The following is an 11,978-nucleotide window of genomic DNA, read 5'->3' as shown; positions in this document are numbered from 1 at the left end:
GCTTTTTCGAACAATTTGCTATCGTGCCGAACCTGCCAGGCCACAACCAGCGCTGTTGCGGCTTCCAGAACCGACTATAAGAGAAGCCCTTGCCATGACCACTGTGCCTTCGAGCGTCGCGCAGCCCGCGCAACCGGCTCGTCCGTTGACCCGCAATGACTACAAGACCCTGTCGCTGTCCGCTTTGGGCGGCGCGCTGGAGTTCTACGATTTCATCATTTTCGTGTTCTTCGCCACGGTGGTCGGCAAGCTGTTCTTTCCGGCGGACATGCCCGAGTGGCTGCGCCTGATGCAGACCTTCGGGATCTTCGCCGCCGGCTACCTGGCCCGGCCCCTGGGCGGGATCGTCATGGCGCACTTCGGCGACCTGCTCGGGCGCAAGAAGATGTTCACCCTGAGTATTTTCATGATGGCGGTGCCGACCCTGATCATGGGCCTGCTGCCGACCTACGCGCAGATCGGCATGTGGGCGCCGATCCTGTTGCTGCTGATGCGGGTGATCCAGGGGGCGGCCATCGGCGGTGAAGTGCCGGGCGCCTGGGTGTTCGTTTCCGAGCATGTACCGCAGCGGCATATCGGCTACGCCTGCGGCACCCTGACCTCGGGCCTGACCGCCGGCATCCTCCTGGGTTCGCTGGTGGCCACCGCGATCAACAGCATCTACACCCCGGGCGAAGTCGCCGATTACGCCTGGCGGATTCCTTTCCTGTTGGGCGGCGTGTTCGGTCTGTTCTCGGTGTACCTGCGCCGCTGGCTGCACGAAACCCCGGTGTTCGCCGAGCTGCAACTGCGCAAGGCCCTGGCCGAGGAAGTGCCGCTGCGCGCAGTGCTGCGCGACCACCGCAGCGCGATCATTCTCTCGATGCTGCTGACCTGGCTGCTGTCCGCCGGGATCATCGTGGTGATCCTGATGACCCCGACCGTATTGCAGACGGTCTATCACTTCAGCCCGACCACCGCGTTGCAGGCCAACAGCCTGGCGATCGTGTTCCTCAGCCTGGGGTGCGTGGCGTCCGGTGCGCTGGCCGACCGTTTTGGCGCGGGCCGGGTGTTCGTGTTCGGCAGTGCGCTGCTGCTGGCGACTTCCTGGACCTTCTACCACAGCCTGCTGGATCATCCAGACTGGCTGTTCCCGCTGTACGCGCTGACCGGCCTGCTGGTGGGCACCATCGGCGCGGTGCCTTATGTGATGGTCAAGGCGTTCCCGGCGGTGGTGCGCTTCAGTGGCCTGTCGTTTTCCTACAACCTGGCCTACGCGATCTTCGGTGGCCTGACGCCGATGGTGGTGACCGCGCTGCTCAAGGAGAGCCCGATGGGCCCGGCCTATTATGTTGCAATTATTTGCAGCATCGGGATCCTGGTCGGCCTGTACCTGTGGAAAAAGGATCGCTGATCCGGGCCTTCCTGTAGCCGCTGCCGCAAGGCCGCAGGCCCTTCTGCGCGCTGACGATCGTCGCGACCCTTCGGGTCGATCGCAGCCTTCGGCAGCGGCTACAAAACCCTCTATAAAAAAAGGCCAGCCTTCCATCGCGAATGCTGGCCTTTCATCTAATTGTCATATTTCAGCCATAGAGTGTTCACACGGCCTACAGATACTTGGCCCGACTTAACACACCCTATCTGCTAGGAGTAAGGCATGAAACTGAAGCGTTTGATGGCGGCAATGACTTTTGTCGCTGCTGGCGTTGCGACTGCCCACGCGGTTGCCGCTGTTGACCCTGCTATCCCGAGCTACACCAAGACCACTGGTGTGTCGGGCAACCTGTCCAGCGTCGGCTCCGATACCCTGGCCAACCTCATGACCCTGTGGGCTGAGCACTACAAGAAAGAATACCCGAACGTAAACATCCAGATTCAGGCCGCTGGCTCCGCCACCGCGCCACCTGCGCTGACCGAAGGCACCTCCAACCTGGGCCCGATGAGCCGCAAGATGAAGGACACCGAACTGGCGGCCTTCGAGCAGAAGTACGGCTACAAGCCAACCGCCATCCCGGTTGCCGTGGACGCCCTGGCGGTGTTCGTGCACAAGGACAACCCGATCCAGCACCTGACCATGGAACAGGTTGACGCGATCTTCTCCTCGACCCGCCTGTGCGGCGCCAAAGCCGACGTCAAGACCTGGGGCGACCTGGGCGTGACCGGCGACCTGGCCAACAAGCCGGTCCAGCTGTTCGGTCGTAACTCGGTATCCGGCACCTACGGCTACTTCAAGGAAGAAGCCCTGTGCAAAGGCGACTACAAGCCTAACGTCAACGAACAGCCAGGTTCGGCTTCGGTGGTCCAGTCCATCAGCTCCTCGCTGAACGGCATCGGCTACTCGGGCATCGGCTACAAGACCGCCAGCGTGAAGACCGTGGCCCTGGCCAAGAAAGGCAGCAGCGACTTCATCGAAGACACCGAAGAAAACGCCCTGAACGGCAAGTACCCGCTGTCCCGCTTCCTGTACGTGTACATCAACAAGGCCCCGAACAAGCCTCTGGCCCCGCTGGAAGCCGAGTTCGTGAAACTGGTTCTGTCGAAACAGGGCCAGGAAGTCGTGGTGAAAGACGGCTACATCCCACTGCCAGCCAAAGTCGCCGCCAAGGCACTGGCTGACCTGGGCCTGCAGGAAGGCTCTGCTGTCGTAAAGAAGTAACACCCTAGGTCCGGGCCAGTCCCGGACCTTGTAGGAGCGAGCGGGCTCGCTCCTACACCCCCCAATTTTCGATCCGCTGCCAGCTCTGCTACGCGGCGGATTTGTTGCGTCACTGCATTGTCATCTTTCTGTCATACAGGATCGCTAGGGTGTGCGCATGAATGATCTGGCCAACTCCACCATGACTCCGACTTCTCCCCCCAAGCGCATTGACTTCAATACGCCTGAGCTGCAACGCAAGCGCCGCATCCGCGCGCTGAAAGATCGCCTGACCCGTTGGTACGTCCTCGTCGGCGGTCTGGCCGTGCTGGCCGCGATCACCTTGATCTTCTTCTTCCTCGCCTATGTCGTGCTGCCCCTGTTCCAGGGCGCCGACCTGACCGCCAAGGACCCGCTGACCCCGGCCTGGATGCAGGACGCCGGCAAGCCGCTGATGTTCTCCCTGGAAGAGCAGAACCAGGTCGGCATGCGGGTTTCCGACAAGGGCCAGGCGCTGTTCTTCGACATCGACAACGGTGCCGAGCTGCGTCGCGTCGACCTGCCGATCCCGGCTGGCGCCACCGTGACCGCCATCGGCAAGGATCAGCCGGGCAGCCCGCTGGTGGTGGTTGGCCTGTCCAACGGCCAGGCGCTGGTGTTCCGTCACACCTATAAGGTCAGCTACCCGGACGGCAAGAAGACCATCTCGCCGGCCATCGAATACCCCTACGGTGAAACCCCGATCGTGCTGAACGAGCAGGGCGGTGCCCTGGAGCACGTCAACCTCAACGCCACCGATTCGGCGCTGGTGGTGGCCGGTTCCAGCGGCGCGCAACTGCACGTGCTGCAGCTGACCCGCGAAGAAAACATGATGACCGGCGAGGTCACCAGCGAGCAGAACCGCATCGAGCTGCCGCAGATGACCGAACCGGTCAAGGCCATGTACATCGACCCGCGCCAACAGTGGCTGTACGTGATCAACGGGCGTGCCCAGGCCGACGTGTTCAGCCTGCGCGACAAGAGCCTCAACGGTCGCTACAAGCTGCTGGAGGATGCCAATGCCGAAGTGACGGCCAGCACCCAGCTGGTGGGCGGCATCTCGCTGATCATCGGTACCTCCAAGGGCGGCCTGGCCCAGTGGTTCATGGCCCGCGATCCGGACGGCGAACTGCGCCTGAAGCAGATCCGCACCTTCCAGATGGGCACCACGCCGATCATCGAAATCACCGCCGAAGAGCGCCGCAAAGGCTTCGTCGCGCTGGACGCCTCGGGCAAGCTCGGCGTGTTCCACAGCACCGCGCACCGCACCCTGCTGGTGGACCAGGTGGTCGAGGGCGAAGGCCTGTTCGGCCTGTCGCCACGGGCCAACCGGGTGATCGTCGAAGCCGGCGGCAAGCTGCAACCGCTGGTGCTCGACAACCCGCACCCGGAAGTGTCCTGGAGCGCGCTGTGGAGCAAGGTCTGGTACGAGAACTACGACGAGCCTAAATACGTCTGGCAATCGACCGCGGCCAACACCGACTTCGAACCCAAGCTGAGCCTCTCGCCCCTGACCTTCGGTACCCTCAAGGCAGCGTTCTACGCAATGCTGCTGGCGGCGCCGCTGGCGGTTGCCGCGGCGATCTACACCGCTTACTTCATGGCCCCGGGCATGCGCCGCAAGGTCAAGCCGGTGATCGAGCTGATGGAAGCGATGCCGACGGTGATCCTCGGCTTCTTCGCCGGCCTGTTCCTCGCGCCTTATGTCGAAGGCCATCTGCCGGGCATCTTCAGCCTGCTGATGCTGCTGCCGATCGGCATCCTGGTGGCCGGTTTCGTCTTCAGCCGCCTGCCCGAGTCGGTGCGCCTCAAGGTGCCGGACGGCTGGGAAAGCGCGATCCTGATCCCGGTGATCATCCTGGTGGGCTGGTTCTCGCTGTACATGAGCCCGTTCATGGAGAACTGGTTCTTCGGCGGCGACATGCGCATGTGGATCTCCCACGACCTGGGCATCACCTACGACCAGCGCAACGCCCTGGTGGTCGGCCTGGCCATGGGTTTCGCGGTGATCCCGAACATCTACTCGATCGCCGAAGACGCCGTGTTCAGCGTGCCGCGCGGCCTGACCCTGGGCTCCCTGGCCCTGGGCGCGACCCCGTGGCAGACCATGACCCGCGTGGTGATCCTCACTGCCAGCCCGGGCATTTTCTCGGCGCTGATGATCGGCATGGGCCGCGCGGTCGGCGAAACCATGATCGTGCTGATGGCCACCGGCAACACCCCGGTCATGGAAATGAACCTGTTCGAAGGCCTGCGCACCCTGGCGGCCAACGTCGCGGTGGAAATGCCGGAGTCGGAAGTCGGCGGCAGCCACTACCGCGTGCTGTTCCTCTCGGCGCTGGTGCTGCTGCTGTTCACCTTCGTCATGAACACCCTCGCCGAGCTGATCCGTCAGCGTCTGCGCAAGAAATACTCGTCGCTTTAAGAAAGGTAGAAGTCTGTGAAACAGAACTCCCTAAAAGACTGGTTCAAGAGCGGCGCCCCGGGCGTCTGGATCAGCGGTGGCGCGGTGTCCATCGCGGTCATCATGACCATCGGCCTGCTGGCGGTGATCGCCGTGCGCGGCCTGGGCCACTTCTGGCCGGCGGACCTGGTGCATGCCCACTACGACGTACCGGGCCAGGCCAACCACCTGGTCATCGGCGAAGTGGTACAGAAAGAAGAAGTGCCGCGGGCACGCCTGAAGAGCGCCGGCCTGCCGGTGCCGGACGAAGGCCCCGAGTTCATGACCCGCGAGCTGATCAAGGTCGGCAACCGTGACCTGAACGGCAACGACTTCACCTGGATCGTCGGCGACTGGCTGACCAACCAGACCACGCCGCCGGAGCTGATGGCCATCGAGCGGCGCGAGTGGGGCAACTTCTACGGCTACCTGGTCAACGTCAAGCAGGATGGCAAGGTCATCGCCGAAGGCGAAGCGGCCTGGCCGGAACTGCAGGCGCGGATCGAGCGGGTGAACAAGCTGGCTGCCCAGCTCAAGACCCTGGAGAAAGTCGACATCGGCGCGATCAACGCCGGCCTCGAGCGTATCCGCCTGCACGGTCGCAAACTGGAACTGGACGGCAAGCTCGATGCCGCCGCCCAGGCCGACATGGAAAGCGAACGCGCCGAGCTGAACGCCCGTTACCAGGACGTCGAGGCCCGCCTCAGTGACCTGCATGCGCAGTTCAACCGCGACAGCCTCACTGCCCGGGACGCCAACGGCAAGGAAGTGGAAATCAGCCTGGGCAAGGTGGTGCACGCCTACCAGCCGAACGGCATGGGCACCCTGACCAAAATGGGTTTCTACTTCAGCAAGGTCTGGGAATTCCTCAGCGACGACCCGCGTGAAGCTAACACCGAAGGCGGCATCTTCCCGGCGATTTTCGGTACGGTGATGATGACCCTGATCATGGCGATGATCGTGACCCCGTTCGGCGTGCTGGCGGCGGTGTACCTGCGCGAATACGCCAAGCAGAACACCCTGACCCGGGTGATCCGCATCGCGGTGAACAACCTGGCGGGCGTTCCGGCCATTGTCTACGGCGTGTTCGGCCTGGGCTTCTTCGTTTATGTGCTGGGTGGTTCCCTCGACCGCTTGTTCTTCCCGGAAGCCTTGCCGGCGCCGACCTTCGGTACTCCGGGCCTGCTCTGGGCCTCCCTGACCCTGGCGCTGCTGGCGGTGCCGGTGGTGATCGTGGCCACTGAGGAAGGCCTGGCGCGGATTCCCCGCACCGTGCGTGAAGGTTCCCTGGCCCTTGGCGCGACCAAGGCGGAAACCCTGTGGAAGATCGTGCTGCCGATGGCCAGCCCGGCGATGATGACCGGCATGATCCTCGCCGTGGCCCGCGCCGCCGGTGAAGTGGCGCCGCTGATGCTGGTGGGTGTGGTGAAACTGGCGCCGTCGCTGCCGGTGGACGGCAACTACCCGTACCTGCACCTGGACCAGAAGATCATGCACCTGGGCTTCCACATCTACGACGTCGGCTTCCAGAGCCCGAACGTCGAGGCCGCGCGGCCGCTGGTGTACGCCACGGCGCTGCTGCTGGTGCTGGTGATCGCGACGCTCAACCTGTCGGCAGTGTGGATTCGCAACCACCTGCGCGAGAAATACAAGGCTTTGGATAGTTAACACCGCCCCTGTAGGAGCGAAGCTTGCTCGCGAAAGCTGTCTGTCAGTCGCATCATTGTCAAATGTGCCGACGCCTTCGCGGGCAAGCCTCGCTCCTACAAACGGCAACACCTCTGGCCCATTCTGTGAGGCCAGCGGCTCACTGAAACGAATTTGTTAGCGTAGGGAGTTACCCATGCAACAAGAAGCACATACCCACGGCATCAACATGTCGGCCCTGGGCCGCGACAAGCAGAGCCTGAGCCTGGAGCAGGAAACCGTGGCCATCGAAGTCCCGGGCCTGAGCCTGTTCTACGGTGAGAAGCAGGCGCTGTTCGACGTCAGCATGAACATTCCGAAGCAGCGCGTGACCGCCTTCATCGGCCCGTCCGGCTGCGGCAAGTCGACCCTGCTGCGCACCTTCAACCGGATGAACGACCTGGTGGACGGCTGCCGCGTGGAAGGCGAGATCAACCTCTACGGCAACAACATCTACCGCAAGGGCGAAGACGTGGCCGAGCTGCGTCGCCGCGTGGGCATGGTGTTCCAGAAGCCCAACCCGTTCCCGAAAACCATCTACGAGAACGTGGTCTACGGCCTGCGTATCCAGGGCATCAACAAGAAACGCATCCTCGACGAGGCCGTCGAGTGGGCCCTCAAGGGCGCGGCGCTGTGGGATGAGGTCAAGGACCGCCTGCACGACTCGGCGCTCGGCCTGTCCGGTGGTCAGCAGCAGCGTCTGGTGATCGCCCGGACCATCGCCGTGGAGCCGGAAGTGCTGCTGCTCGACGAACCCTGCTCGGCACTCGACCCGATTTCCACCCTGAAGGTCGAAGAACTGATCTACGAACTGAAATCGAAGTTCACCATCGTGATCGTGACCCACAACATGCAACAGGCCGCGCGGGTCTCCGACTACACGGCGTTCATGTACATGGGCAAACTGGTGGAATTCGGCGACACCGACACCCTGTTCACCAATCCGGCGAAGAAGCAGACCGAAGACTACATCACCGGTCGTTACGGCTAGGAAGCAGCTGCAAGCCGCAAGCTTCAAGCGGCAAGACAGAAATGGTGCGGTACCGGATCAATATTTAACTGCTTGAAGCTTGCAGCTTGAAGCTTGCAACTTTCGCGGAGTGAACAAGATGATTTCGAAGGAAGGCCTTACTCACCACATCTCCCAGCAGTTCAACGCCGAACTCGAGGAGGTGCGCAGCCACCTCCTGGCGATGGGCGGGCTGGTCGAGAAACAAGTCAACGACGCCGTCACCGCGCTGATCGAAGCCGACTCGGGGCTCGCCCAGCAGGTGCGCGAGATCGACGACCAGATCAACCAGATGGAACGCAACATCGACGAAGAATGCCTGCGCATTCTCGCCCGTCGCCAGCCGGCGGCTTCCGACCTGCGCCTGATCATCAGCATCTCCAAGTCGGTGATCGACCTGGAGCGCATCGGCGACGAATCGACCAAGATCGCCCGCCGCGCCATCCAACTGTGCGAAGAAGGCGAGGCCCCGCGCGGCTACGTGGAAGTGCGGCACATCGGCGACCAGGTGCGCAACATGGTCCGCGATGCGCTGGACGCCTTTGCCCGTTTCGACGCCGACCTGGCGCTGTCGGTGGCCCAGTACGACAAGATCATCGACCGTGAGTACAAGACCGCGCTGCGCGAGCTGGCCACCTACATGATGGAAGATCCGCGTTCGATCTCGCGCGTTCTGAGCATCATCTGGGTGCTGCGCTCCCTGGAGCGGATCGGCGACCACGCGCGCAACATCTCGGAGCTGGTGATTTACCTGGTGCGCGGCACCGATGTACGCCATCTGGGGCTCAAGCGGATGAAGGAAGAAGTTGAAGGCACAAGCGCCGAAAGCGCTAATGTTCCGGGTGAAGCTGACGATAAGTAAGGTTGCCCGAGAGAAGCGCCCGGCCCTTTTGGCCGGGCGTTTTCGTTTATGGGGATTGAACTTGAAAAGCAGCGCCCGCGAACGAAAAGTCCTGGCGTGACTGAAGAGTTTTGGCAAAGTGCCATCAGTAAAGCGTTATGCTAGCCGGGATTTTTAAAGGGGTGGTCGATGAGTAAGGTAAGTGTGTTGGTGGTGGATGACGCTTCGTTCATTCGTGACCTGGTGAAGAAGTGTCTGCGCAACTACTTCCCTGGCATCAAGATCGAGGACGCCATCAACGGCCGTAAAGCCCAGGCCCTGCTGGCCCGTGAAGCCTTCGACCTGGTCCTGTGCGACTGGGAAATGCCGGAAATGTCCGGCCTGGAGCTGCTGACCTGGTGCCGCGGCCAGGAAGCGATGAAGGCCATGCCGTTCATTATGGTCACCAGTCGCGGCGACAAGGAGAACGTGGTGCAGGCGATCCAGGCCGGCGTCTCCGGCTACGTCAGCAAACCGTTCACCAACGAGCAGTTGCTGACCAAGGTCAAGCAGGCGCTGAACAAGGTCGGCAAGCTCGACACCCTGATGAACAGCGCGCCGACCAAGATGAACTCGGCGTTCGGCAACGACTCCCTGAGTGCCCTGACCGGCGGCAAGGCCGAAGTCATCGGCGCCGCGCCGGCTGCTGCGGCGGTCAATCCGTTTGCCAAGCCTGCTGTCGTCTCTGCTCCTGCTCCCGCTGCTGCGCCGTCCCGTGGCCTGCTCAACAGCCCGCCGGTGAAGGCGCCGGCTCCTGCCGCCGCTGCGCCTGCCAGTGGTCGCGGCCAGGGGCAGTTGCGCCTGCCCAGCGGTACCCAGCAGTGCGTGATCAAGGCGCTGAGCATCAAGGAGGCGCTGTTGGTGGTGAAGCGTACCGATACGCTGCCGCAGGTGCTCGACAGCGCGGTGCTGGACCTGGAGCAGGGTGACAATGCCGAAGTGGCGCGCCTGAACGGCTACCTGCATGCAGTGGTGGCGTATGAGCCGAAGCCGGACAGCGAGTGGCTGCAGCTGACCTTCCGCTTCGTCGACCAGGATGCGCAGAAGCTCGATTACATCTCCCGCCTGATCGCCCGCGGCACGGCGCAGAAACACTTCGTCCCCGGCGCCTGAGTCCTCTCAGCCCTGTTCCTGACCACTATTTCACGGGCAACCACGCCTCTGTAGGAGCGAGGCTTGCCCGCGATAGCGTCCGCTCTGACGCTACATTCTCCGGACTGCTGGCCCGCCCCCTGTAGCCGCTGCCGCAGGCTGCGATAAGGCCGAAGGCCTTCAACGATCTCAAACCCCTGCGCCCGTTTCGTCGGAGTGCTGTCCCACTCCAGCACCAGTCCGCGTTTGAATGCGGAGCGAAACCTGCTGCAAACACTTTCCTGTACCACGCTTCTGCACGCTGACGAAGGTGATCTGGGGCGTGTCACCCAGGCCTTGCATCCGTTGCTGGAGGATGGCTGTGATGTCTTGCAGGCCACGCAGCACAAGGTGTTGGGGGAGAGACGGTAGTTTGCTGCCGTGTGTCCGATTCTCGGTTTTTCAGGTTGATTTATATCTGTACTGATATAGGTTGTGGTCTGTGCTTTCGGCTTTTCTTGTGCCTGGCCACGCTTTGAAACAACCCGGCCGCGCGCTGTGGCGGTCGGGTTGTTTAACCTCTCCGGGGTCAGTCACGGGAGAGGTTCGATGCCTAGGCACAAGGATGTGGTGTTTGTCGGGAGCGCGCTCCGGGACCTCCGGGCTTTTCCGCTGGATGCGCGAAGGGCCGCAGGTTTTCAACTGGATCTGTTGCAGCAGGGCGAGCAGCCCTATGACTGCCGGTCGATGAAAACCGTGGGGCCGGGAGTGTTCGAGATCAGGATCAGTGAGGATTCAGGGGCGTTTCGGGTGTTTTACGTGGCCAACCGGCCCGCGGCCATTTATGTGCTGCACGCCATGCGCAAGACCACCCGCAAGACCGAAGCGCGGGACATCGAGCTGGCTCGGGCCAGACTTCAGGAGATAAGTGCACGCCATGACCGATCACATGCATACCGAGCGTTTCGCCAGTGTCTGGGACGCGCTCGAAGGTTCGCCGCAGGAAGCCGCCAATATGCGCCTGCGCTCCAAGCTCATGCTGGAACTGGGCAAGACCATCAAGGCCTGGGGCGTTTCGCAGAAGGAGGCCGCCCGGCGGCTCAATATCACCCAGCCGCGACTCAACGACGTGCTCAGCGGCAAGATCAACAAGTTTTCCCTGGATGCGCTGGTCAATCTCTCCGACGCCGCGCAACTGGGTGTCGATATCAGTTTCAGTTCGTCGGCAGCGGAACCTCTGGTGCAGGGTTGATTCATACAAAGTCCACGTCGGGCTGCTAGCCTGACTTCAGGCTTTCTTCAGAATCTTGCCCATGTTCACGCACTTGCTGATTTCCTGTGGTCTGTTGCTGGCTGCCACCTCGGCCATGGCCATGACCATCTACAAGTCCACCGACGCCAACGGCGTGGTGTCCTACAGCGACCGTCCGTCGCCGGGCGCCCAGGTGTTCGTGTTTCGCGATCGCATGGTCGAGCACCTGGAGCGCCAGGTGCGTCTGGACGTCGAGAAGAGCTGGGGGGTGGACAGCGTCTTTGTGCGTAACGACCTGTATGCGCCGGTGGAGATCGAGCTGGGGTTTACCGGCCTGAAGAACATCCGCAGCGCCCCCAGGCAGCCGATTCGCCGGGTACTGCCGGCCCGCAGCCGACAGCGCCTGGCGCAGCTCACGGCGATGCAGGCGGGCAAGCCGCTGATCTATGTCCCGCAGTTCCGTTATTCCCTGGGCGACCCTGCAGGCGCCGCCCAGGCCTATCGTTACCCGCTGCCCTGGCGTGGCGGCCCCTTTCGCCTGACCCAGGGCGCCAACGGCCGGTACAGCCATTTCGGCCCCAAGAGCCGGTATGCCATGGACATCGCCATGCCCGAGGGCACGCCGATCATCGCGGCGCGGGGCGGGGTGGTGGTGAAGACCGAGAACCGCCAGAGCGGGCGCGGCACCGACCCTTCCGGCAATTTCGTGCGGGTGCTGCACAACGACGGCACCATGGGGGTGTACCTGCACCTCAAGCGCGGCTCGGTATGCGTGCGTGAAGGCCAGCGGGTCGTGGTGGGCAGCCCGCTGGCGCTGTCGGGCAACACCGGCAACAGCAGCGGCCCGCACCTGCACTTCGTGGTGCAGCGCAATACGGGGCTGGGGCTGGTGTCGATTCCCTATCAGTTCAACCAGCCCATCGGCAGCCTGCCGAATTTCGCGCTAGGCAAAAAGTAGCCGTGTAGCCGCTGCCGAAGGCTGCG

The 11,978-nt window shown here is 62.8% G+C and carries 9 protein-coding genes and 1 pseudogene; all 10 read left to right on the top strand.

Annotation, left to right across the window (positions count from 1 at the left end; all coding sequences use genetic code 11):
* The first annotated feature begins 94 nt into the window (after window positions 1-94).
* The 10 genes and pseudogenes from DK261_RS20160 (at window position 95) to DK261_RS20115 (ending at window position 11,952) form a co-directional block, all read left to right on the top strand.
* Entirely contained in the window at window positions 95-1,393 is a 1,299-nt protein-coding gene (locus DK261_RS20160) for an MFS transporter (protein ID WP_028683641.1), read from the top strand.
* A 243-nt stretch (window positions 1,394-1,636) separates the two neighbouring features.
* Entirely contained in the window at window positions 1,637-2,635 is a 999-nt protein-coding gene (locus DK261_RS20155) for a phosphate ABC transporter substrate-binding protein PstS family protein (protein WP_016703125.1), read from the top strand.
* A 409-nt stretch (window positions 2,636-3,044) separates the two neighbouring features.
* Window positions 3,045-5,078, top strand: a complete 2,034-nt coding sequence (locus DK261_RS20150; RefSeq protein WP_172833406.1) for an ABC transporter permease subunit — start codon at window positions 3,045-3,047, stop codon at window positions 5,076-5,078.
* A gap of 15 nt (window positions 5,079-5,093) precedes the next feature.
* A complete protein-coding gene (gene pstA, locus DK261_RS20145; protein ID WP_009051605.1) occupies window positions 5,094-6,764 on the top strand; it encodes a phosphate ABC transporter permease PstA in 1,671 nt (556 codons plus the stop codon).
* Between the two features lie 175 nt (window positions 6,765-6,939).
* A complete protein-coding gene (pstB, locus tag DK261_RS20140; protein ID WP_009051604.1) occupies window positions 6,940-7,773 on the top strand; it encodes a phosphate ABC transporter ATP-binding protein PstB in 834 nt (277 codons plus the stop codon).
* A gap of 118 nt (window positions 7,774-7,891) precedes the next feature.
* On the top strand, window positions 7,892-8,653 hold the full coding sequence (gene phoU / locus DK261_RS20135; protein WP_007928528.1) for a phosphate signaling complex protein PhoU: 762 nt from the start codon (window positions 7,892-7,894) through the stop codon (window positions 8,651-8,653).
* Between the two features lie 168 nt (window positions 8,654-8,821).
* Complete coding sequence (locus DK261_RS20130; RefSeq protein WP_016703129.1) at window positions 8,822-9,784, top strand: response regulator; 963 nt, start codon at window positions 8,822-8,824, stop codon at window positions 9,782-9,784.
* Window positions 9,785-10,351: 567 nt separating this feature from the next.
* A pseudogene (locus tag DK261_RS20125) lies at window positions 10,352-10,672 on the top strand (type II toxin-antitoxin system RelE/ParE family toxin); the annotation flags it as partial.
* A 7-nt stretch (window positions 10,673-10,679) separates the two neighbouring features.
* Window positions 10,680-10,994 (top strand): helix-turn-helix domain-containing protein, encoded by a 315-nt coding sequence (locus tag DK261_RS20120; protein WP_016703130.1) that lies wholly within the window; start codon window positions 10,680-10,682, stop codon window positions 10,992-10,994.
* A gap of 61 nt (window positions 10,995-11,055) precedes the next feature.
* Complete coding sequence (locus DK261_RS20115; RefSeq protein WP_009051601.1) at window positions 11,056-11,952, top strand: M23 family metallopeptidase; 897 nt, start codon at window positions 11,056-11,058, stop codon at window positions 11,950-11,952.
* Window positions 11,953-11,978: the final 26 nt, after the last annotated feature.

It is taken from the genome of Pseudomonas sp. RW409 (assembly GCF_003184125.1).
Classification (GTDB): Bacteria; Pseudomonadota; Gammaproteobacteria; order Pseudomonadales; family Pseudomonadaceae; genus Aquipseudomonas; species Aquipseudomonas chlororaphis_I.
This window is presented reverse-complemented; position numbering and strand designations above follow the sequence as displayed.

What these genes read in the sequence shown, in the direction of transcription:
- DK261_RS20160 (WP_028683641.1), top strand. Translation starts at nt 95, where the DNA reads ATGACCACTGTGCCTTCGAGCGTCGCGCAGCCCGCGCAACCGGCTCGT.
- DK261_RS20155 (WP_016703125.1), top strand. Translation starts at nt 1,637, where the DNA reads ATGAAACTGAAGCGTTTGATGGCGGCAATGACTTTTGTCGCTGCTGGC.
- DK261_RS20150 (WP_172833406.1), top strand. Translation starts at nt 3,045, where the DNA reads ATGCAGGACGCCGGCAAGCCGCTGATGTTCTCCCTGGAAGAGCAGAAC.
- pstB (WP_009051604.1), top strand. Translation starts at nt 6,940, where the DNA reads ATGCAACAAGAAGCACATACCCACGGCATCAACATGTCGGCCCTGGGC.
- phoU (WP_007928528.1), top strand. Translation starts at nt 7,892, where the DNA reads ATGATTTCGAAGGAAGGCCTTACTCACCACATCTCCCAGCAGTTCAAC.
- DK261_RS20130 (WP_016703129.1), top strand. Translation starts at nt 8,822, where the DNA reads ATGAGTAAGGTAAGTGTGTTGGTGGTGGATGACGCTTCGTTCATTCGT.
- DK261_RS20120 (WP_016703130.1), top strand. Translation starts at nt 10,680, where the DNA reads ATGACCGATCACATGCATACCGAGCGTTTCGCCAGTGTCTGGGACGCG.
- DK261_RS20115 (WP_009051601.1), top strand. Translation starts at nt 11,056, where the DNA reads ATGTTCACGCACTTGCTGATTTCCTGTGGTCTGTTGCTGGCTGCCACC.